Source organism: Pristimantibacillus sp. PTI5, from assembly GCF_048572955.1.
GTDB lineage: Bacteria > Bacillota > Bacilli > Paenibacillales > Paenibacillaceae > Pristimantibacillus.
In genome coordinates this window covers 3,809,977-3,832,499 of record NZ_CP183886.1, presented here as the reverse complement: position 1 = coordinate 3,832,499, position 22,523 = coordinate 3,809,977, and the positions used below count along the sequence as shown (strand labels likewise).

The window sequence follows — 22,523 nt, the reverse complement described above, 5'->3', positions numbered from 1 at the left end:
CGCCGCCGTCTTGAGCAGCAAAAAGCAGTCGTTCCGCGGTGATAAATAAATACGAGCATAAGCGTAACGCCTATTCAGGATTATTTATCCAAAAGTTTCATCCAATGAAACCAATTCTCATTCAGTATAACTCATCGCTTCCATTATCGTAAAGAAAAGTTCTTTACATTACAGTAACATTACAAATGATTAACATTACCTCGACATCAATTGACAGGCTTATAGGACCGGACTACGATGAAAGTACTAGATTTGAAAAGCGCTTACAACCATTGGAATATACTAGTCCAATAGACGTTTGCATACAGAGGGAGGACAACGACATGAGCACGACCATGATGACACCTATGCCGCTTGAAGGCGGATTCCCGCAAAGCCTTCAGCCCTTCCCGCTCGGAGATTCCGACAATCCCTTTCTCCTGCGTAAATCTAGAAGCCGAGGCAAGCATTTGCTGGTTGCTTCCGTAGCTTCACTAACCGCGATGTGCCTGCTTGCCGTTATTATTTTTCATGGCTATGTCGCTTGGATGCTTGCTTTTCCTTACGTTGCTCCACTTTCCTCTAATCCGCAAGCGGCTATCGGCCTAGATTACGAGGATGTCGTATTCCCTAGCAAAAGCGGAAACACGACGGTCAGCGGCTGGTTCATACCTGCCGATACCGAAGCCGTTGCATCGGCGCCTTCGGCGCGCACGGTAGTGTTCAGCCATGGCTATGGCGCGAATCGCGAAGAATCATGGGTTCCGATGTATGAGCTCTCCAAGCTGCTGCACGGACTGAATTATAATATATTGCTGTTTGATTACGGCTACGCCTCCAAGGAGTATAAGGCTCCTGCTACGGGAGGACTGGAGGAATCGCAGCAGCTGCTTGCTGCCGTAGATTATGCCAAATCCCGCGGTGCCGAGGATATCGTCGTTTGGGGCTTCTCCATGGGTGCGGGAACGGCCCTGCAAGCTGCCCTGCAGACTGATGAGATCGATGCCATGATACTCGACAGCTTGTTTATTCCGAGCTCTGAAGCCTTGTTCGAAAACTTGAATCAATTCGTATCCTTGCCGCAATTTTCGCTGCCACTGATCGAAACGATGATTCCGCTGTGGACGGGAACGAGCTTCGGCTCCATTCCGGCAAGCGAAGTCATATCCAATGTCTACGATATTCCGTTGTTCATTATTCATGGCACGAACGACGTAAAAGCCCCATACGAAACAGCCGAAACGATTGCCGATGGACAAGGAAATGTCCTCTCCCGCTCTTGGATCGTGCAAGATGGCAAGCATGAGCTGCTGTTTCAGGTTCATCCGAGCGAATACATTCAGAGAGCCGCTTTATTTCTCAGCCAAGTTGACCAGCAGCTCCAAGCAGAACGCATATAATCAACAAGCACGACATAAGCCCGTTTCACAACGAATACATCTAACATAGATGCACTTGTTGCGACAAAGGAGGCGATGGTCGTGCTTTTTGTTTACGGAACGCTCATGCCCGTTCGCGTTATCGAGCTGATTCGTCATTGGAAGCAGCAGGAACAAGAACATGCTGCTGTTATTTTGCAGGCTTTCCCCGAGCTGGATCGCCAATATGTCCAGCTTCTCCAATCCTGGGAGCCCGTCTTCTCCCATACTGCCCATTATACGAATCAATGGTTGGAGGAATGGCTGCCTACCCGCTCCCGCCTGCCTTCCTATGTGGAGCAAACCGTAGAAGCGCTTGTTGATGCTGCGCTGGAGCAGTCGCGCACGTATGTGGACCAACTGATGCAGCTCATCGAGCGAACGGCATCCGTCTCTTCTCCCATCGCCAAAACCGTCATTCTTCATTCCATCAGGGAATCGAATTACTATATCGGTTTAATGAGCGCTTATCGCCAGGCTGCCAACAGCCCCGGCAATAGCGAGCAGCGCGCCCCGCTCCAGCAAGTACCTATTGGCGGGCATACGCTGCCGCCGCTGCCTTATCCTTATGATGCACTAGAGCCTTACATTGATGAACAGACCATGCGGATCCACCATGATATCCATCATCAATCCTATGTAGACGGCTTGAATCAAGCAGAGCTCCAGCTGCAAGCGGCGCGCGATACCGGCAGCTTTGATCTCGTGAAGCACTGGGAGCGCGAGCTTGCCTTTAACGGTGCGGGCCATTATTTGCATACGCTGTTCTGGAGCATCCTGTCCCCTTATGGAGGCGGAGAGCCAACCGGCCTGCTAAGCCAGCAAATCCGAAACGATTTTGGCGGCTTCGCTGCTTTTAAGCAGCAATTCAGCGAGGCGGCGGTAAAAGTAGAAGGCGGCGGCTGGGCGATTCTCGTATGGAGCCCGCGCAGCAGGCGGCTTGAAATTTTGACGGCCGAGAAGCATCAAAACCTGTCGCAATGGGACGTTATTCCGCTGCTCCCGCTCGATGTATGGGAGCACGCCTATTATTTGAAGCATCAAAGCAGACGGGCTGATTATGTGCAGGACTGGTGGAACGTGGTGATTTGGCCATTTGTGAATGAACGCTTTGAGGAAGCGCGTAAGCTTGTGTGGACGCCGTTCTAACCGCCAACTGTATAAAAAAAGCCGAACAGGAGGTCTCCCCTGTCCGGCTTTTTACCAGGCTTGCCAGCCTATTGCTTCAATAATGTCAGAAACTCAGAACGAAGAGCAGAATTGGAACGGAATTCGCCTCTCACGGCGGAGGTTACCGTCTTGCTGCCCGGCTTTTTCACGCCGCGCGCGCACATGCATAAATGCTCGCCTTCGACGACGACCATCACGCCGTTAGGCATCAGCTCTTCATCAAGGATATCCGCGATTTGCGATGTAATTCGTTCTTGCACCTGCAGACGGCGCGTAACCGCCTCTACCAGTCTAGCAAGCTTGCTAAGTCCCGCAATTTTGCCGCTTGGGATATAACCGATATGCGCTTTTCCGAAGAAAGGCGCCATATGATGCTCGCACTGGCTGTAATAAACGATATCCTTCACGATAACAAGCTCCTCGTGCTGCTCGTCAAACGTGACACCGAGCACCTCTCGCGGGTCAACCTCATAGCCTGCGAAAATTTCCTCGTACATTCGAGTTACGCGGGCTGGCGTCTCAAGCAATCCTTCACGCTCTACATCTTCGCCAACAAGCTTCAAAATTTCCCTGATATGATGTTCAATCTGCTCCCGGTTGCTCGTTACATTCGAATTGACGTAATCTTTCCGTCCCGCCATTTCTGTACTCTCCCTCCGGTTTCGCCTCGAGCTTATCTTTATCTGCGAGGCATTTTTTGGTTTTTCATCATGTGCTGCGCTTTTTGCATTTGTTGTTTATTGAGGTTATAGCCCATTTGCTTAGCCATTTTCTGAATCATTTCCGGATCGTTTTGCATCTTCTCCAGCTGCTTCCGCAGATAGAATACGCCTACAAAAAAGCCCCCTACAGCTCCTGCTAGCAGTGTTACGATTGGTACTACAATGTTTACCCAAGACATACCTTTCACCCGTCCCTTTCTAATCTCCTGCTGTGTATAATGTTCCCATGATAGCATGTTCGACCCATGTTCGCAATGAAGCGATTGCCGCTTCACTTAACCTTTTTATGGCTGCTTTTACGGCTTGTCCGGCGCTTTCTTCTCTAAGTCTAGCAGCGCTATTTTTATCGGCAGGCCTCCGCCGTAACCGACCATTTGACCGCTCGCGCCAATGACGCGGTGGCAGGGCACAATGATCGACACCGGATTGCGGTTATTCGCCCCGCCAACGGCTCGCATCGCGCCCGGCTGGCCCAGCATGACAGCAATATCCTTGTAGGTTCGCGTCTCACCGTATGGAATTTGCTGCAGGGCAGCCCATACTCTCTGTTGAAACGGCGTGCCGTACATCTGCACGGGAAGCTCGAATTGCTGAAGCCGTCCGTCAAAATAAAGCTGAAGCTGCCTCTCCGCTTCCTTCAGCAGCGGATGGGAGGCCGCCTCCATGAGCGGAATTTCCGCGGCATGCGGACCAACATGACGCGCCCCCCACATCTGAAGACTTTCCGCGACCGATTCATACGAGGCAAAATCCAAATGGCAAATCCCTTTATCGCTTGCCGTCAGCGTCATCGTCCCAATAGGAGAATCAATCAAAGCCGCATATAGGCGATCAATCATTCGTGCCACCCGCTTCCGCCTTCTGCTCCTGACCGTTTGCCGCGGCATCGATTTGTTCGAGCGCATTCGCAATCGCCTGCCGTGCTTCCTCATCGCTTTCTTTGTCTGCAGCCGCAAGCAGCGCCGACCTCGCTTGCTCGCCCCCAATACGCGCAAGCGACCAAGCTGCCGTTCCGCGCAGCACCGGCCGCGTATCCTGCTCCAGCACGCGAATCAGATCCGGAACGGCGCTCGCCTCTTTGAAGTTGCCAAGCGCAATAACCGCGTTGCGCTGAATCGGCTTTTTCCCGCGCCAAGCCGAGGAGGTACGGCCGTACCTTGCTTGAAACTCTTTATTCCCAACCGTAAGCAAAGGAACGAGTAACGGCTTCACCAGCTCCATATCGGGCTGCAGCTCCTGATGATGCGTCCAGTTTTTGCCTCGGTTAACCGGACATACGGTCTGGCATGTATCACAGCCGTAAAGCCGATTGCCGATTTTGCGCATAAACTCGTCCGAGAGCATTCCTTTGGTCTGCGTTACGAAAGAAATGCAGCGGCTGGAATTCAATTGACCCGGACCGACAAGCGCATCCGTCGGACAAGCATCTATGCATTTGGTGCAGCTGCCGCAGCTCTCCGTAACCGGCTCATCCGGCGCAAAAGGCAGGTTGGTGATCATCTCGCCAAGGTAAATCCAAGATCCAAGCTCGGGCGATATGATGGAGCAGTTTTTCGCGCTCCAGCCAATGCCTGCGCGTTCTGCTACCGCCCGGTCCGACAAAGCGCCCGTATCCACCATGCTTTCTGCCCGTAGCTCGGGCACGCGCTCCCTCAACCAGGCCTCCAGCTTGGCTAAACGGTCACGCAAAACCTTATGGTAATCATCTCCCCAGGCCGAGCGGGACATGATGCCCCGCCTTGCTCCAGGCTCCGATTTGGGCGGGTCCTTCAGCTTCGCGGGATAAGCCACCGCGATCGCGATAATCGATTGGGGATTATCGAACAGCAGCGACGGATTCGTACGCTTCTCGATATCCGGCTCTTCGAAGCCGGACTCCCTGCCGAGCTCGCGATGGTTCAGCAAAATTTGTTTTAAGGATACGAACGGATCCGCGGAGGCGATTCCGATTTTGTCGATGCCAAGGCTCTGCGCAGCCTCCTTCATCTCTTTCTTTAACTTTTCCCACCTGTCTGTCATAGCTATAACCTTTTTATTGCTTCACGAGCAAGCTCGTCACAGCGATTATTCCATTGATTGTCGCTATGGCCTTTTACCTTTACGTATTCTACTTTATGCTTTTGCATGAGCTCCCAAAGCGTTTTCCAGAGCTCCTGGTTCTCCACCGGCTCCTTCTTGCTGTTCTTCCACCCGTTGCGCAGCCAACCTTTAATCCAGCCCTTCTGGAAGCAATTCACAACATAAGCGGAATCGCTGTAAACCTTCACCTGACACGGCTCCTTCAGCAGCCTCAGACCCTCGATCACCGCCTGGATTTCCATGCGGTTATTCGTCGAATGTTTCTCGCCGCCCGAGATTTCTTTCTGATGAACGCCAAAAAAGAGCACCGCTCCCCAGCCGCCCGGTCCCGGGTTGCCGGAGCAGGCTCCGTCCGTATAGATCATAACCTCCTTCATTGCCGAACCCTCCTTAAAGCGCTCTTATCTCATTGTATGGCCATAAAATAAACTCGGCTCTGCCCTGAATCAGCTCTTCCGGAACCGCATGGAACGATCTGCTGTCCAGACTGGCTCTGGCATGACGGTTATCTCCCATGACAAAATAATGTCCTTCATTAATAATCTCCGGTCCATAGCTCATGTCTTCGATGAGAGAATCCGTATACGGCTCGTCTACCAGCTCTCCGTTCCGGTATAAACGCTGGTCATGCACCTCGATGCGATCGCCGGGCAGGCCGACGATTCTTTTGACAAGATACTTCTTCTCGCCCGTGCCGCTGCCCGGTTCCTTCAAAATAACAACATCTCCGAACTTCGGCTTGCCGACGATGTATATAATCTTGTTAACAAAAAGCCACTCGTGCTCCGTTAACGTCGGCTCCATCGAATGTCCCTCGACCTTGGACAGGTTGAAAACAAAAAAATGCAGAAGCAGCACAACGGCAAATGCAATCGCGAAGGTTTTGATCCAGTCCATCAGCTCGACAAGCCAGATTGGACGTTTGTCCGCGGCACCATTCAGCTGCGGATCCGCTCCCAGCCCCGTGCTGTTTTCCTCCAGCTTCTGATCCGTATCTAGTCTGCTCATTTCTCCACCTCATCTTCGCGCTTCAGCCAAGCCTCATAATACATGGCCACAAGCTGGTCATGGAAAGGAGACTGGCCCTGATCGATACGGTGCAAAAGCGCAGCAAGCCCCTCCTGCACCTTGTCATCCACCATTTTCGGATAATGGTAGGCCGCTTTATGCATCTCATACTCATCCTGATCAACAACGAACCTCTCGCCGTCCACCGTGCGGATGACATCCAGATCGTAATCGATATAGGTGAGCACATCCCCTTGCAAATAAGGAGGCGAGGCAATATTGCAGTAGTAGCGAACGCCTCCCTCTTCTAATAAAGCAACCACGTTGAACCACTGCCCAGGTATAAAAAAGGAGACTGCCGGAACGCGGCTAACCCATATCTTACCGTCTGACTCCTGAATCGGCGTTTGGCTGTTAATGAGCACCTTAATCGCTTCCGCTTTATGCTCGATCGCAAGCAGCCCGTCCGGAACAAGCCAATTCTGTTGCCAAGTACGGTGAATGTAACCGTTATGTTTGAAGCTTTTGATGACACAGTGCCGATATGGTTCCATCCCGTTCTCCTCGTAAAAGTATATAGTAATAAGAAAAGCATATCTCACCGCCAAAAGCAATGGCGGTGCAGATATGCCCTGCGTACATCATACATGCAGTAAAGTTCGCGTTAACCGGCTACAATGCTCAGTTTCTGAAATGATCTGATAAAATCGTTGGCAACGTACCCCATCGACTCGTACAGCGGTAAAACCGGCTCATTGTGCTCGTCCGCGGTAATTAGTATCTTTGTGACATGGCGCTGTTCGAAACGCTGGCGCAATGCTTGGATGAGCGTTTTACCGATTCCTTTCCTTTGGTGGAGAGGAGAGACGGCAATTCGATAATAATAACCTTTGTTATTATCAATCGTACCGATAATCATGCCCACAATTTCGGAATTTTCGACAGCGACTAGAACCAAATCACTATCCCATGACAACTGGCGGGCAAAAGCTTCCATCGTTTGTTCGTAGCACTCTTCGGAAAGAACTTCCTCGAGAAGTGCTGTAATTGGTCGGTAATCGGACAACTGGAAGGAACGAACATTCATTTAAATTACACCTTCTATACCATGTCATAGTACTGCATTTAGAATATATTACGACAAAATTTAACGAAATCCTGCTTGTATCTTTAATATTCCTTAAAAAAATTAAACAAATCATCGATTATCTCTTGAAAACGCTTTATATTAAGCGCTTACACTGATTTAATCGTTTTTTTTGTTAACGCCGCTCCTTCCATATGACTAGTTCGTATAATTTCGATAGGTTAGTGATACCCTATTTTAGGGTATTAGGCTTTATAAGTTTTCGACTATAAATGCGCTGCTATTGCTCCGCAGTACGGCTGCTCTGGAAACTTAGGATCACGATCGCCGCTTATGCTTGGGTTAGGTTCGGCCCCTTAGCTCCTTTCGACTTTTGCAACAATAATGTTGATTTATTCGATCGGATAAGGGATAATGGACTTGGATAACTACATATAATTAGGAGGCTGTAAAAAATGGCACATCAACTACCAGCTTTGCCTTACGCGCACAACGCACTTGAGCCGCATATCGATGCGACAACAATGGAAATTCACCACGGCCGTCACCATAATGCTTACGTGACTAACCTTAACGCTGCTTTGGAGTCCGCTCCTGAATTGCAAAGCAAATCGATCGAAGAATTGATCGCTGACCTTGCAAGCGTTCCTGAAGGTATCCGTACTGCTGTTCGCAACAACGGCGGCGGACACGCGAACCACAGCTTGTTCTGGGAAACAATCGCTCCAAACGCAGGCGGAGCACCAAGCGGCGCTCTTGCAGCAGCAATCGAAAGCGAGCTTGGCGGCTTTGAAACTTTCAAAGCAGACTTCGCTAAAGCAGCAACAACTCGTTTCGGCAGCGGCTGGGCATTCCTAGCAGTTGCAAACGGCAAATTGAAAGTATACAGCTTGCCAAACCAAGACAGCCCGATCATGGAAGGCGAAACGCCAATCCTAGGTCTTGATGTATGGGAGCACGCTTACTACCTGAACTACCAAAACAAACGCCCTGATTACATCGCAGCGTTCTGGAACGTAGTAAACTGGGATGAAGTTAGCAAACGTTACGAAGCAGCTGTAAAATAATATATTTAGTAAACGGCGCTTGCCTCCTATATGGGGCAGCGCCGTTTTTTCGTTTTAGGGCGTAATTTTATTCCACGCGCCTGCATTTGTACACCGGATAGGCATCTGCCGCATACGATAGATAAGGATAAATGCCTAATCTGTTTCGTAAAGGAGTATGAGTGCTTGCATGGATTATACTTACATTAACCAGCAACAATTCAGCGCGGATGCGCGGCAAGCGGTTCAAGCAGGCAGCGACTGCGGCTGCGGCGGACCGCGCACCATCATGCCTCCGCCTCCGCCGGGAGGCCCAGGGTCTGGTATGTTCCCTCCTGGACCAGGGCCATTCCCTCCTGGACCCGGACCGTTCCCTCCCGGACCAGGGCCGTTCCCTCCCGGACCAGGGCCGTTCCCTCCCGGACCAGGGCCGTTCCCTCCCGGACCAGGGCCGTTCCCTCCTGGACCAGGGCCGTTCCCTCCTGGACCAGGGCCGTTCCCTCCCGGACCAGGGCCGTTCCCTCCCGGACCAGGGCCGTTCCCTCCTGGACCAGGGCCGTTCCCTCCTGGACCCGGACCGTTCCCTCCTGGACCAGGGCCGTTTCCGCCGCCAAGACCGCCGTTTCCTTTTCCGTTCCCTATTCCGTTCCCGATTCCCTTCCCGTTCCCTCCAGGTCCTCAAGCTTCGGTAACGGTTGTCATCAATGGCGGAAGAGCGTTCCCTTACGTGACGCAAGCCTATCGCGTGCGTTTCCGTCCCGGCTTAACGATCTATCAAGCGCTTGCGGAAACAGGGGTCGTTCGCTTCAATTTTAACGGCCAAATCATTTCAGTCAGCGGCATTCCGATTGGCGGCAATATCAGCTATCAGCTTCAGCTTAACGGCCGTGTCATTCCTGCTTCCCTGCTCAACTTCCCGCTTCAGCGAAACGACTCCGTCGCGCTTCAGCTCTTTTACAATCCTTTTCCGCGTGAGGATGGGGACGAATTCGCAGATGAAACGTACACCTTCGACCCTGCTTCCGAGGATTAAGCAGCACATGATTAACCAACCATACAAAAAGAGCGAGTGAAAGCCGTCCCCCCTGGGCGGTTTCCTCGCTCTTTTTTTTTTTATTAGATGCAGCCTTTATTTAATCGCTTTTCCTTTGCCGCTTATCAGCTTTAATTGGTCGTTCTCGTAGCCAACCTCATAGGTTACCTGATATTTGCTTAACACATATTTGCCGTCTACGCGTTCATCTACGGAAATTACGGCGATAACGGTCGCTTTGTCTTCCTTGCTGTCCTTTACATGCATATCGTCGATAACAACATTTAACGTCCCTAAGTAGCCTTCGCGGAATTTCTCGTAGCTCGTCCCTTCTTTCCAATTGCCTCCGAGCAGCGAGTAAGCATACACATAATCCGCATTATTCAGACTGTCATAGAAATGCGTTACCAGATAGCCGGCAAACTCTTCTACCTCAGCATCTTCCTCCAGGCCGGCAGACTCATCGGCAATCTCCAGCTCAGGCAGCTCTTTCATCGGCTCTTCTGACCAGTCCTCCGCAATCTCGATCACGTTCGAAATCGGAATGCTGAAGCCGATCGATCCTTGCTCGTACCCCGCCGAGTTGATGCCGAGCACGGCGCCCGACGTCTGATCGACAAGCGGCCCTCCGCTGTTGCCCGGCGCAATGGGCGCCGAAATTTGATACAAATCGGAATATAAATACGGTTCGATCTCAAAGCTTCTGCCTAACCCGCTTATGATGCCGGTCGTGACCGTATTTTGAAAGCCGAGCGGACTGCCCACGGCCAGCACCTCGTCGCCGACCTCCGCTTTCCCGTCACGGACCACTTCCAGCGGCTCGGTCCCAGCCAGCGCTTCGACGCGGACGACGGCAATATCCGTCTCCGTGCTGATGCCGATGACCTCGCCGTCCATTTCGCGTGCGTCAGCTGTTTTTATTTTCACCTTCTTGGCGCCTGCGACAACATGCGCGTTCGTGATCAGATCGCCCTCTTTGTTATAAAGAAACCCGGACCCTTGGGAGCCGTCTTCCGTTTCAATCATGACGACCAGCTTCTGCGTTTCAAAAATAATATCCTTCAGCGTCTTTTTCTGTCCGATTTCCGCTACAGCGAGCAGCGGCTTCCCCTGCAGCCTGCCCGGCATTTCAGAATGAACGGCCAGCGCGGCAGCCATTCCGCCACAAACAATAAGGGTGGATGCGATGGCGCTGATCCATACTCGTTTACTCATCTCATCGCCCCCTTAATCCAAATACCAAGTCGCATGGTCAACGACGACGGTTGTATTCTCGACATAAACACCGTATACGGTGCTCGTAAAGGTTATTTTCTCGCCCGGCTCCACGTAATCAGGAGAAGCCACGGCCGTGCCCGAGCCTACCTCATTGCCTTCCGCGTCGTAGACAATGAATTTCACGGTGATCGAATAGATCGGACGCGTAGCCGCGTTTTTAAGCTCGCCTGCGATATTCAAATCACCGAACTCATCAAGCGTCGAATCGATTTGGATCACCTCGACAGCTGCCGTCTGGTTTTTGAGATCCTCGGCCGCCGCTTGCTGCATCGCTTGCTCCAGCCGCTGCTGCTCATCCTTCTCGTAATCAGCCCGGGCTTCGGTTATTTTTTTCTCCAGCTCAGCTAATTTTGCGTTATCCTTGGCGTAGGTCAGCCCCTTCGAAGCAGCATCCAAAGCGTCCGAGTAGTTTTTCTTCTTTAGCAGCGATTCGGCTTCCTTCATGCTGATATCTACGATTTTCGCCACGATCTGCTCCCGCACGGCGGCTGCTTCTTCACCTTCTAAATGTTTAGCAACATTAAGCTTTGCCGCCAGCTCATCGACGGTCTTCGCATCGGCGAGCTCAACAGTCAGCTTCATTACGCCCAGCTTCACCGAATAGTTGCCCAACTGCTCCTTTACCCTCGTAAAGATCGGCTCGGTATGCCCGTCCAGCTCGTTTCCCGCTTTCTCGATCGTCTGCTCCGCTTCGGCAAGCTTCTGTTCCTCCAGCAGCTTGGCTGCTGCAGTCACCGATTGCGACAGTTCCGCGGCAATTGCAACGATCTCAGCGTCCTTCTGTACCGCCGCAAAGGCTGGCCGCGCTTCTTCAGCTTCTTTGAGCAACGCCTGCGCTTCGTCATACCTGCCTGCCAGCGCCGCGGACTTCGCCTTCGCCTGAAGCTTAATCACGCTGTCATTAATTCCTGCTTGATATATATAGTAGCCAAAAACAGAACCCGCCGTAACGAGTGCTAGAATGATAGGCAGCAGCCATGCCCACAGCGAGCCCTTAGCGCCGCGCTTCCGGGTGTCCATGGAAAGGGCAGCCTGCTTGTTTCCCCGATCCGTCTCTATAGAAGCAGCCGTCTCCAGCATGACTAACGTCCGCTCAGCACCTGCATTTGCTGCGCCGTCCTCATCCGTTGCAAGCAATCTTCCGCACTGGCTGCAATAAATCGCATCATCTGTCCGCTTCTTTCCGCAATGATGGCAATACACTTCCGTTCATCCCCCAGCCTTGATTCTCTCTACACACATTTATCTATTCTATCTCAAAAAGTAAATGATCTCCATTTTTTATTGGCGGAAATTTTTTAATCGGCTTAGCAGGCTGAATTCCTATCCGAATCGCCATGTTTTCCATCGGCAGCTAACTAAAAAAAGAAAGGGCTCCTCCCAAAAGCAGCGCCGCTGCTTAAAGGAGAGCCCTATCTTCTTCCGAATAGGCCATATGTTTTTTTCATGTTGGCCTCAGGCCGGTCACGGGTTCCCTTTCATGCGGAAACCGTCTTTTACAAACATTGTGCCTGCATTATTTTCATGAAGGCCGGCTTAAGCCTGCTCTTCTTTAATCGCTTTTAGACGTTTCATAACATCATTAGAACCACGGCCGTAATAGTCATGAAGCAGATTGTATTCCGCATACAGCTTCTCGTATACCGCCACGTTCTCGGGAATCGGCTTGAATGTCTCTTCATGTACACGCGCCATGCTTTGAGCCGCTTCGACGATGCTGTCAAAGCCGCCCTTCTCTGCGCCTGCCGCTACCGCTCCGAACATCGCCGCGCCCAGCGCCGGCGTTTGCTTCGAAGCCGCGACCTTGATCTCGCGATTCGTTACGTCCGCATAGATTTGCATAAGCAGCGCGTTTTTCTGCGGCAATCCGCCGCAGGCATACAATTCCTTGACCTCTACGCCGTTATTGTGGAAAGCATCGACGATCTTGCGCGTGCCGAAAGCAGTTGCTTCAAGCAGGGAGCGATAGATCTCCCAAGGCTTAGTGAGCAGCGTTAAGCCAACAATCGTACCGGTAAGATCCGTGTCTACCAATACGGAGCGGTTGCCGTTCCACCAGTCCAGCGCAAGCAATCCGGACTCGCCTGCCTTCAGCTCGTTCGCTTTGCGCGTTAAATAAACATGTACGTTCTCTCCGGCTTTCTCCGCTTCTTCGAATACGTAAGCAGGAACCGACTCCTCAACGAACCATTCGAAAATATCGCCAACCGCGGATTGACCCGCTTCATAGCCAAAGTAACCAGGGATGATGCCGTCTTCTACGACGCCGCACATGCCTTCAACTTCCTTCTCCTCCGTGCCAAGGAGCATGTGGCAAATCGATGTGCCCATCGCCATAACCAGCTTGCCCGGCGTGACGACGCCAACGCCCGGTACAGCCGCATGCGCATCGACATTGCCGACGGCAACCGCCGTGCCCGGCGCCAGTCCGATGCGGGCCGCAAGCTCAGGCAGCAAGTCGCCAGCCTTGGAGCCGAGCGGCACTACCTCGCCGCGCAGCTTCGTTTCCGTCAAATTCTCAAGGCGCGGATCAAGCGCTTTGAAAAAGTCTTTGCTCGGATAGCCTTCTTGTTTATGCCACATGCCCTTGTATCCGGCCGTACAGCTGTTGCGAACGATATTGCCTGTCAGCTGGCCGATAACCCAGTCGGTCGCTTCCACGAATTTATCCGCCGTTTCATAGATCTCAGGCGCTTCGTTCAAAATTTGCCAAGCCTTTGCCATCATCCATTCGGATGAAATTTTGCCGCCGTAACGCGGTACCCATTTTTCTCCGCGCTGAGCAGCCATCTCATTGATAAGATTAGCCTCATCCTGGGCCGCGTGATGCTTCCAGAGCTTTACCCAGCTATGCGGATTATCCTTGTAGGCATCCTGCACGCAAAGCGGCTCTCCCAATTCATCGATCGGAAGCATGGTGCATGCCGTAAAGTCGATGCCGAGTCCAATGACCTCGGCAGGATCGATGCCCGATTCCTTCATGACAGCGGGAACGGACCGTTCAAGCACTTCAATATAATCAAGCGGATGCTGCAGCGCCCAGTCATGCTCCAGCTTAATGCCGGAGACAGGCAGCTTCTCGTCGATAACATGATGCGTATATGGCGTAACGTGCTCCGCTACCTCAGCGCCGTTAGACAAATCAATAAGTACGGCGCGACCCGATTGCGTGCCGTAATCGACACCGATTGCGTATTTTTTGCTCATTATCCGAATCTCCCTTATTTTTGGCCGTATATGCGTCGTCATCATTCCGATGGTCATCCCTTGCGATGAGCTCTTCCGCTCCAGCGCCGATACTGCATATATTTGGGCGTTTGCCGTTCCTTCACTTCACACCTCAACCCCATTAGTTGTATGCAAAGTAGTATAACATAAGCGAAACTTGTACGTACATAATCTTGTTCGGTCAGGAACAAAGAATAAACATCGTTATCCATAAAAAAAGAACCGCCGCCGGCGGTCCTGGATTCCCCTTATGAGTCTATGCCTTCGTTTCCCGCAGTCGCTCCTGCAGGTACCTTCTGACCTCATCGCCAAGATCCGCGCGCTCCAGCGCAAAATCAATGGTCGCTTGGACAAAGCCGAGCTTATCGCCCACATCATGACGGCGTCCGTCAAAGCGAAACGCGGTTAACGAGGCCATTCGGTTTAATTGCTGCAGGCTGTCGGTCAGCTGGATCTCGCCTGCTTTGCCTGGCGCCGCTTTCTCCAGCAGGCCAAATATCGCAGGATCCAGAACGTAGCGGCCAACGACCGCATAATTGGAAGGAGCTTGTCCCGGCGCCGGCTTTTCGATGATATCGCGGACGCGGGCAATCTGCCTGCCCGGTTCCATATCGACGATGCCGTATTTATGGGTTTGATCCCACGGCACCTCCATAACGGCAACGACCGAAGATTGCTCCCGCTCATAAATGTCGATCATTTGGCGCAAGCACGGCGGATCGGATTTCAAAATATCGTCGCCGAGCAATACCGCAAAGGGCTCGTCCGCGATGAAGCGGCGCGCGCACAAAACGGCATGGCCGAGCCCCAGCGGTTCCTTCTGCCGTACGTAATATATGTCGGCCAGCTGCGATATTTTTTGCACCATCTCCAGCATTTCCTCGTTATGCCGCGCCTCAAGCTCCATTTCCAGCTCAGCCGACTTGTCAAAATGATCCTCGATGGCCCGTTTGTTGCGCCCGCTGACGATCACGATGCTGTCGATGCCGGACTGAACCGCCTCTTCCACGATATATTGAATGGCAGGCTTGTCGATGATTGGGAGCATCTCCTTCGGCTGTGCTTTGGTTGCCGGCAAAAACCTTGTCCCGAGTCCACCTGCGGGTATGATCGCTTTCCGTATCCGCTTCTCCATTCGAGCTTCTCCCCCAGAACGTTACATGAATTGTATTAGTCTCCCTCCATCATAACCGCTCCATTCCCGATTAGCCATGTTTACATCCTCAATAAACGCCCGTCAGGCAAGGCGTCGGTCAACGCGATTAAGCCGGCGGCGTGAACGGGAGCCGTATGATAAAGCTTGCCCCCGCAAGCTGATCGGCCCCGGGGTCGAGCATGATGCTCCCTCCATGGATATGGGCAATGGTTTGCGCAATGGACAGCCCAAGGCCGCTGCCTCCCTGGCTGCGGTCACGCGACACGTCTCCCTTATAAAACCGTTCGAATACGCGCTCCCGGTCCTCCTCGCTAATGCCGATTCCCGTATCGGAGATTCGGACCACCGCAAAGCCGTCCTGCCCGGTCAGCGAAAAAAAGATTTTACCGTCCTCGGGCGTAAATTTCATGCTGTTCGCCAATAGGTTCATCCATACCTGGTTGAGCTGGTCGCGGTCTGCCGTAATGACCGTTTCCTCCATTAGAAGCTCTACCGTTTGCCGCTTGGCTATCCACTGCGGCTCGCAGGCAAGCACAACATCCCGCAGCTGGCGGTCCAGCCGATATGGCTGCGGGTGAAACGGATGCTGCTGCGAGTCCAGTGATGCCAGGTTAAGCAAATTTTCGCTAAGACGCGAAAGACGCATGCTTTCCTGCTTAATGATGCTGATATAGCGGTCCCGTTCGGCTTCCGTCACTTCCCCGCTGCGGAGCGCCTCGGCAAAGCCCCCGATGGAGGTGAGCGGCGACTGGATTTCATGGGACACGTTCGATACGAAATCCTGGCGCATCATTTCAAGCTGCGACAAGCTGAGCGCCATCTTGTTCATGCCCTCGGCGAGCTCGCCGAGCTCGTCGCCCCGTCTTGCAGGCAAACGCACGCTGAAGTCGCCCTCCGACATCCTTCTCGCCGCATTGGTCATCATTTTTAAGGGTCTCACGAGATAACGGGCCGCAACCAAAATAAGCACGCCTCCAACGACCAGTAAAGTGACGAGCAGCGTCACGGCAGTCCAAATAAAGTTGCTGTTTTGCGGAAAACGATCCGGCTGGACAAACAAAGCCCATCTCTCGCCGCCGAATTGCACGAGTCTGCCTATGGCAGGAGGCAGCGGCGGGCTTCCCGCCTCCCTGTTGAACATTTCCATGCGCACCGTGCTGCCGCTGAATATGCTTGCCAGCTGCTGGTACGTGAGTCTCTCCACCATGGCGTCGCTTCTCTCGCCAACCGACACTAGGCGGTTGGCGCTGCTGACCGCGATAATGGACAGCCCCTGCAGATTCGACATCTCCTCCAAAAACTCTTTCATCGACGCCGGCTCAGACACTGCATAAAGCTGCTCGATACGCTCAATGGCTTGCTCCAACTGATTGGGCAGCTGGCCCCGTGCATCCCGTTTGAACATTTGATTCGTGAATAGAAATGCCACGCCTATACTAATAAGTACAATGATTAGAAAGGTAGCCGTGATGCGGACATACAGGCTGCGGATCATGACCATTCCTCCAGCCTGTACCCGAGTCCCCTGATCGTTACGATTCGGAAACGGTATTGCTCCTCGGGAAACCTGTCGCGCAGCCTCTTGATATGTACGTCAACCGTCCGCTCGTCGCCCTCGTAGTCCATGCCCCATATCTGTTCGATGAGCTGGTCGCGCGCAAAGGTTTTTCCCGGGTAACTGGCCAGCTTGAACAGCAGCTCGAATTCCTTTGGCGGCAAGGTCACCTTCTCTCCGCCCGCTGACATGTGAAAGTCGGTTTGGTTCATTGTGACGCCGCCGAACTCGACCGTCTGCGACGCGGTGATCCGGTATCTTTTGAGCAAGGCCTTGACCCGCACGACCAGCTCCGGCGGATCAAACGGCTTGACCATATAGTCGTCCGCCCCCAGCTCAAAGCCTTTTACCTTCTGCGTCGTTTCTCCTTTGGCCGTCAGCATGAGCAGCGGAATATCATAGCTGGCGCGCAGTGCGGCGCAAAGCGCCCAGCCGTCCATGCGGGGCATCATAACATCGATAACCGCCAAATCGGGACGGACCGCCTCCAGCTTCTCCAATGCGTCTACGCCATCTATAGCTTCAATAACCTGGCAGCCTTCTCTTTTCAAAAAAAGACCAACCAGCTCGCGAATGTTCGGATCATCGTCTACAACAACAATTTTGGGCATTACAATCGTCCTCCAGTCTGGCTTATGCAGTCGCTCAAATTAGCATACAATACGAACATGAACGTTACATGAACGATATTGACTTTGGAGCTAGATTATAATAATTTTAAAGTAGTACTTATTATCCGATAAACATCCGAAATGGAGGAGATTATAGATGACTTACAAAACGATTATTATTGGTACGGGTCCTGCCGGATTGACGGCTGCCATTTATTTGGCCCGCGCGAATATGGAGCCGCTCGTTATTGAAGGCTGGCAGCCTGGCGGCCAGCTTACGACGACGACCGAGGTAGAAAACTTCCCTGGATTCCCCGAAGGTATTCTGGGCAGCGAGCTCATGTCCAATATGCGTAAGCAAGCACAGCGCTTCGGCGCGAAATTCAAAACAGGCTCCGTCAAAAGCGTGGACTTCAGCAAGCGTCCTTACACGCTCGACGTGGAAGGCATCGGCGAGCTGCAAGCCGATTCGATCATTATCTCAACGGGCGCTTCGGCCAGATACCTCGGCATCCCGGGCGAGCAAGAAAATATCGGACGCGGCGTAAGCACCTGCGCGACCTGTGACGGTTTCTTCTTCCGCGGCAAAAAGATTATTGTCGTCGGCGGAGGCGACTCGGCGATGGAAGAAGCCGTGTTCCTTACCCGCTTCGCGTCAGAGGTCAGACTCGTGCACCGCCGCGATGAGCTTCGCGCTTCAAAAATCATGCAGGACCGCGCCCGCGCCAATGACAAAATCGTTTGGAGCTTAAACCGTACGCCGCTTGAAGTGGCTGCGACAGGCATGGGCTTGCAGGGGTTGAAGGTGCGCAATAATGAAACAGGCGAAGAAGAGCTGCTCGAGTCGGACGGCCTGTTTGTTACCATTGGACACACGCCGAATACCGGCTTCCTAGGCGGACAAATCGACACCGATGAGCAAGGATACATTATCGTGAAGCCAGGCACCTCGGAGACGAACATTCCAGGCGTATACGCATGCGGCGACGTTCAGGACCGCAATTACCGTCAAGCGATTACGGCTGCCGGCAGCGGATGCATGGCAGCGCTGGATTGTGAACGCTTCTTGGAATCGCAAGCGCATGAAGCGGTTCACGCGTAATTTTTTTTCGTAAACGTACTAGTACAAAACGTGCAAATTATGTATAATAAACGTGTTGAGAGTTACAATAGAAAGGCAATGCTACCGCAACCATTTGTTCGCAATATGCTTCGCGTGAGCGGCGCCTGAACGTTTGATGGGAAAAGGTACAACCTCGGCTTTTATGAGCAGAGGTTGTACCTTTTTTCGCGTTTTCACCCTTTATTTATTTCATCCATAAGGAGCGATTATCATGTTATTAGAAGCGGTATATCACAGGCCGAAGCAAAACTGGGCTTACGCCTACGACGGAAAGACGCTGCACCTTCGCTTGCGCACCAAAAAAGACGACGTGGCCTCGGTTGAAGCGATTGTAGGCGATAAGTATGCTTGGGAGCAAACCATCACTACGGTCCCGATGCGCATTTTATCCTCGGATGCACGATTCGATTATTGGGAAACGGCTGTCCTCCCTCCTTTCCGCCGTCTGCGTTATGCCTTTCGTTTAACCAGTGGTTCTGAAAGCATACTGCTTACCGATAAAGGCTTCGAGCTGCTGCTGCCGGATAATCCGAATACGTTTTTCGATTTCCCTTATATTAATCCCATCGATGTATTCGAGCCGCCGGCTTGGGTGAAGGATGCGGTCTTCTATCAAATATTTCCGGAGCGCTTCGCGAACGGCGATCCATCGCTCGATCCCGCGAATGTGCTGCCTTGGGGCGGCGAGCCGACTCCTTATAATTTCTTTGGCGGCGACCTTCAGGGCGTAATCGATCATTTGGACCACATTTCAGGGCTGGGCATTAATGCCGTTTATTTTACGCCGCTGTTCGAAGCGACGACGAATCATAAATATGATACACAGGATTATATGAAGGTTGATCCTCATTTCGGAACGAACGAGAAGCTGAAGGAGCTGGTGGAGGCCTGCCACGCCCGCGGCATTCGCGTCCTGCTGGATGCGGTGTTCAACCACTCGGGCAAAACCTTCCCTCCGTTTGTGGATGCGCAGGTAAACGGACAGCAGTCGAAATACGCGGACTGGTTCTACGTGCGGGAATGGCCGCTGCAGGTGGTAAACGGCGTGCCTTCTTACGAGACGTTTGCTTTCGAGCCGCTCATGCCGAAGCTGAACACCGAGCATCCCGAGGTGAAGCAATACTTGTTCGAGGTGGCGCGTTACTGGATCGAGGAAATCGGCATCGACGGCTGGCGGCTTGACGTCGCCAATGAGGTCGATCACCAATTTTGGCGCGAATTCCGCCAGACCGTGAAAAAGGTCAATCCGGAGGCCTATATCCTAGGCGAGATTTGGCATGACTCAATGATGTGGCTGCAGGGCGATCAATTCGATGCGGTCATGAACTACCCGTTCACGAACGCGGTGCTTGATTTCTTTGCTTACCAGACCATCGATGCCGCTGACTTCGCAAATGCCATCGGCTCGCAGCTTGCCGCTTATCCGCAGCAGGTAACCGAAGCCGCTTTCAATTTGCTCGATAGTCACGATACGCCCCGCCTGCTTACCCTTTGCGGGGACAACACGGAATCCATGAAGCTTTCGTCGTTGTTCCAGCTGACTTACCCTGGAACCCCATGTATTTATTACGGGGATGAGGTAGGGATTAACGGCGCGGGCGATCCCGGCTGCCGCAAATGCATGGTGTGGGACCCGGCTGAGCAAAATCGCGAGCTGCTCGCCTTCTATACGTCGGCGATTGGGCTTCGCCACAAATACAGCGCGCTCCGCAGCGCGGATATTTCCTTCGTGCATGTCGGCGAAGCAGACGGCACCTTGGTCTATGAGCGCCGCGACGGCGATCAGCGCCTGCTTATCGCGCTGAATGCGCGCGGCGAGGCTGCTGATCTAAGCTTCGCGATTAAGGCTGCGCCAATTAATCAAGGCGCGCTGCCACATGAGATCGCGTTTGCCGGATTCTCCGGTAAAGCTGATTTGGATGTTGCGGTTTCTACAGACGGCTCGGCAGCAATCGAGGCCGTAGGCAGCGCGGATTCAGCAGCAGTTACAGATGAGGTAAACGCACCCGCTGAATCGGCATGGTTGACGCTCCTGTCAAGCGAGGGCGAAAGCGCTGACGGGCTTACCAAGGCAATAAGCACGGTTGATGGCAAGCTTCAGCTTGCGCTGCCGGCCTACGGCTATGTCATCCTGGAGCAAACCGTATTGTAGAAGCTTTGCAAGCCTAAATGACTGGCGCGTCGCAATCGCCAAAGCAGTCGTTTCAAAATAATATAAAAAGGGGAATGTTTAAGCAGGCGATATCGGCCGCGAAACATTCCCCTTTTGATTTGGCTGATCCGGCTCATCCCGAATGGGTGAGCCGCATGCTATCATATAGGCACAACCATCATTTTGCATGATTTCGCATGGGAGGAAGCCGCATGACACGCGAACGATTCGAACAGCCGGCCAGCTCTGTCCTTGATGAATTCACGAACCTGTTTTTGGCCAAATACCCGGTTCATTGCGAGCTTCGGGCGGGACCGCTTGGCCGCAAGGCGCTTCACCATCACGATGGTTATGAAATTTATCTCTGCTTGCGCGGTACCGGCTCCTATATCGTGGAGAATAATCTCTACCCTCTCCATGCGGGAACGCTCACCGTCATTGCTCCGCATGTGCTGCATCATCCGTTCTCCAAGCCGGAACAGGACTTTGATCGTTACGTGCTGTCCGTAAGCGACGCTTACCTGAATCGCCTCGATCAGGCATGTCCGGATATGGAGGAAGGAATCGGCAGCCTTCTGACGGGAGGAGCCTCAGGCCGGCATTATTTCCTTCCGGCTCCGCAATTCGAGCAGGCACGCCTGCTGCTGGAGGAGCTCAGCGCTTCGCTCGCCTCGAGCCTGCCATTGCGTGAGCTCTCGGTGCTGCGATATATGTCGGAGCTTGCGCTGCTTATGATTAGAAAGCATGAGGAGCCGCAGGCTCAGAGGGAAACATTATCCGAAGACGAGAGGCTCATCGGAGACGTTGTCGCTTATCTCGCAGCCTCCTACCGCGAGGAACTGCATATAGAGGATCTGCTGCGTAAATTTCCAGTGTCGCGATCCCGCCTGTTTCGGCTTTTCAAGGAAACGACCGGTTATTCGGTCAAGCGTTTCTTGAATGAATACAGGCTGAGCAAAGCGAAAGGACTGTTGATCGAGACCTCCTTGCCCATGATTGATATTGCCGGACAAACCGGCTTTGGCGATCTTTCGCATTTTTTCCACCAATTCCGCACGTCCACCGGAATGACACCGATGTCTTATCGGCGGCAGGCTGCGCTTGGCAGAACGCAAGGGTAAACGATTATCGTCCCTGCCATACAAAGAGCGGATTAAGGCTGCAGCCTACGTGTCCAAAGAAAATAAAGTGTTAGACCGACGATGAAGAATGGGCTGCCCAAAAGGTCTATAACCTTTTGGGGCAGCCCATTCTTCGACTAATCATATTGGTTATTCCATAACTGCTTATGAATCTTTATAACGATTTTTTTCAGTTCACCGGGCTCATCCACTGCGCAACACGGACGGTGTATATCGGAGGGATAGAAGACGGCAAACTGCCTTGTGTCAGCAACAGACTGGATTCTTGATTCTCCATCCTTGCGTTATAAGCAATATCCCGGACTGCCAAATCCTGCTCTTCGACTACAAGTTGATCAGAGAGCCTAATAAAATCGATTCTTTCTTCCCCGCTTACGACGTACTGAATGTCTCCATAAGTACTATGTGACTCCAATCTCTGCTCACTGCTCGGCTGTGTAACGATTTGCTGCACCCAAGCATACATAAGCCCTTCTTCTGCCAGCTCATATCTCCCCGGCTCCTTATCGGCAGGCCCGCCTGATAGCAAATGCTCCAAAGCTCTTCGGACAGCCTCGGGATAGAACTGGATCTCCTGCGCGAGGTGCTGAATATCACGCTCTGCGGTGCTCCTGTTCAACATCCGTTAATGAAGTAAAGGGCTGCCAAACGGCAGCCCTTTACTTATCATATTGTTCCTTAAGCAAAGTGACAATCTGAAAACCGCCACATATCGTATTATGATACTGATAAGAGG

The 22,523-nt window shown here is 52.5% G+C and carries 21 protein-coding genes and 1 pseudogene; 7 read left to right on the top strand and 15 right to left on the bottom strand.

The features are described from left to right. Window positions 1-323: 323 nt before the first annotated feature. Entirely contained in the window at window positions 324-1,379 is a 1,056-nt protein-coding gene (locus tag ACN6MW_RS17200) for an alpha/beta hydrolase (RefSeq protein ID WP_419871300.1), read from the top strand. Between the two features lie 81 nt (window positions 1,380-1,460). Further along, window positions 1,461-2,546 (top strand): Fe-Mn family superoxide dismutase, encoded by a 1,086-nt coding sequence (locus tag ACN6MW_RS17195; protein WP_419871299.1) that lies wholly within the window; start codon window positions 1,461-1,463, stop codon window positions 2,544-2,546. Between the two features lie 68 nt (window positions 2,547-2,614). On the opposite strand, the gene folE is transcribed toward ACN6MW_RS17195, so the two are convergent. From folE to ACN6MW_RS17155, 8 genes are all read right to left on the bottom strand, one after another. After that, on the bottom strand, window positions 2,615-3,208 hold the full coding sequence (folE, locus tag ACN6MW_RS17190) for a GTP cyclohydrolase I FolE (RefSeq protein WP_364150897.1): 594 nt from the start codon (window positions 3,206-3,208) through the stop codon (window positions 2,615-2,617). A 38-nt stretch (window positions 3,209-3,246) separates the two neighbouring features. Next, complete coding sequence (locus ACN6MW_RS17185) at window positions 3,247-3,468, bottom strand: YneF family protein (RefSeq protein WP_169085972.1); 222 nt, start codon at window positions 3,466-3,468, stop codon at window positions 3,247-3,249. Window positions 3,469-3,585: 117 nt separating this feature from the next. Next, complete coding sequence (locus ACN6MW_RS17180; RefSeq protein ID WP_419876373.1) at window positions 3,586-4,128, bottom strand: methylated-DNA--[protein]-cysteine S-methyltransferase; 543 nt, start codon at window positions 4,126-4,128, stop codon at window positions 3,586-3,588. Further along, window positions 4,121-5,308 (bottom strand): tRNA epoxyqueuosine(34) reductase QueG, encoded by a 1,188-nt coding sequence (gene queG / locus ACN6MW_RS17175; protein ID WP_419871298.1) that lies wholly within the window; start codon window positions 5,306-5,308, stop codon window positions 4,121-4,123. The genes ACN6MW_RS17180 and queG overlap by 8 nt, the downstream gene beginning before the upstream one ends. A gap of 2 nt (window positions 5,309-5,310) precedes the next feature. Continuing rightward, window positions 5,311-5,745, bottom strand: coding sequence for a ribonuclease HI (gene rnhA / locus ACN6MW_RS17170; protein ID WP_364150888.1), 435 nt, complete (start codon window positions 5,743-5,745; stop codon window positions 5,311-5,313). Window positions 5,746-5,758: 13 nt separating this feature from the next. Next, window positions 5,759-6,376, bottom strand: coding sequence for a signal peptidase I (gene lepB / locus ACN6MW_RS17165; protein WP_419871297.1), 618 nt, complete (start codon window positions 6,374-6,376; stop codon window positions 5,759-5,761). After that, window positions 6,373-6,930 (bottom strand): DUF402 domain-containing protein, encoded by a 558-nt coding sequence (locus tag ACN6MW_RS17160; protein WP_419871296.1) that lies wholly within the window; start codon window positions 6,928-6,930, stop codon window positions 6,373-6,375. The genes lepB and ACN6MW_RS17160 overlap by 4 nt, the downstream gene beginning before the upstream one ends. Before the next feature lie 110 nt (window positions 6,931-7,040). Then, entirely contained in the window at window positions 7,041-7,463 is a 423-nt protein-coding gene (locus tag ACN6MW_RS17155; RefSeq protein ID WP_364150882.1) for a GNAT family N-acetyltransferase, read from the bottom strand. Between the two features lie 455 nt (window positions 7,464-7,918). Here ACN6MW_RS17155 and ACN6MW_RS17150 point away from each other — a divergent pair, with 455 nt between their 5' ends. Together ACN6MW_RS17150 and ACN6MW_RS17145 are read left to right on the top strand one after the other, a co-directional pair. Next, a complete protein-coding gene (locus tag ACN6MW_RS17150) occupies window positions 7,919-8,530 on the top strand; it encodes a superoxide dismutase (RefSeq protein ID WP_419871295.1) in 612 nt (203 codons plus the stop codon). A 169-nt stretch (window positions 8,531-8,699) separates the two neighbouring features. After that, window positions 8,700-9,542, top strand: a complete 843-nt coding sequence (locus tag ACN6MW_RS17145; RefSeq protein ID WP_419871294.1) for a hypothetical protein — start codon at window positions 8,700-8,702, stop codon at window positions 9,540-9,542. Window positions 9,543-9,638: 96 nt separating this feature from the next. Here the strand turns inward: ACN6MW_RS17145 and ACN6MW_RS17140 are convergent, their stop codons facing one another. The 6 genes from ACN6MW_RS17140 to ACN6MW_RS17115 form a co-directional block, all read right to left on the bottom strand. Continuing rightward, entirely contained in the window at window positions 9,639-10,757 is a 1,119-nt protein-coding gene (locus tag ACN6MW_RS17140; protein ID WP_419871293.1) for a S1C family serine protease, read from the bottom strand. Window positions 10,758-10,769: 12 nt separating this feature from the next. After that, window positions 10,770-12,023, bottom strand: a complete 1,254-nt coding sequence (locus tag ACN6MW_RS17135) for an FxLYD domain-containing protein (protein ID WP_419871292.1) — start codon at window positions 12,021-12,023, stop codon at window positions 10,770-10,772. Window positions 12,024-12,356: 333 nt separating this feature from the next. Beyond that, the gene (locus tag ACN6MW_RS17130; protein WP_419871291.1) at window positions 12,357-14,027 is read right to left on the bottom strand and encodes a ribulokinase; all 1,671 of its coding nucleotides are present in this window, start codon (window positions 14,025-14,027) and stop codon (window positions 12,357-12,359) included. A 277-nt stretch (window positions 14,028-14,304) separates the two neighbouring features. Then, a complete protein-coding gene (gene galU / locus ACN6MW_RS17125; protein ID WP_419871290.1) occupies window positions 14,305-15,183 on the bottom strand; it encodes a UTP--glucose-1-phosphate uridylyltransferase GalU in 879 nt (292 codons plus the stop codon). 127 nt (window positions 15,184-15,310) lie between these two features. Beyond that, complete coding sequence (locus ACN6MW_RS17120) at window positions 15,311-16,699, bottom strand: ATP-binding protein (protein WP_419871289.1); 1,389 nt, start codon at window positions 16,697-16,699, stop codon at window positions 15,311-15,313. Continuing rightward, entirely contained in the window at window positions 16,696-17,370 is a 675-nt protein-coding gene (locus tag ACN6MW_RS17115; protein WP_419871288.1) for a response regulator transcription factor, read from the bottom strand. Before ACN6MW_RS17115 ends, ACN6MW_RS17120 begins: the two co-directional genes overlap by 4 nt. A 157-nt stretch (window positions 17,371-17,527) precedes the next feature. Between ACN6MW_RS17115 and trxB the strand changes: the two genes are divergently transcribed. The 3 genes from trxB (at window position 17,528) to ACN6MW_RS17100 (ending at window position 21,766) form a co-directional block, all read left to right on the top strand. Continuing rightward, the gene (trxB, locus tag ACN6MW_RS17110; protein WP_364150858.1) at window positions 17,528-18,472 is read left to right on the top strand and encodes a thioredoxin-disulfide reductase; all 945 of its coding nucleotides are present in this window, start codon (window positions 17,528-17,530) and stop codon (window positions 18,470-18,472) included. A gap of 232 nt (window positions 18,473-18,704) precedes the next feature. After that, on the top strand, window positions 18,705-20,645 hold the full coding sequence (locus ACN6MW_RS17105) for a glycoside hydrolase family 13 protein (protein ID WP_419871287.1): 1,941 nt from the start codon (window positions 18,705-18,707) through the stop codon (window positions 20,643-20,645). A gap of 212 nt (window positions 20,646-20,857) precedes the next feature. Next, window positions 20,858-21,766 (top strand): helix-turn-helix domain-containing protein, encoded by a 909-nt coding sequence (locus tag ACN6MW_RS17100; RefSeq protein ID WP_419871286.1) that lies wholly within the window; start codon window positions 20,858-20,860, stop codon window positions 21,764-21,766. A 137-nt stretch (window positions 21,767-21,903) separates the two neighbouring features. Here ACN6MW_RS17100 and ACN6MW_RS17095 read toward each other — a convergent pair. Then, window positions 21,904-22,409: pseudogene (locus ACN6MW_RS17095) on the bottom strand (YhcH/YjgK/YiaL family protein). Window positions 22,410-22,523: the final 114 nt, after the last annotated feature.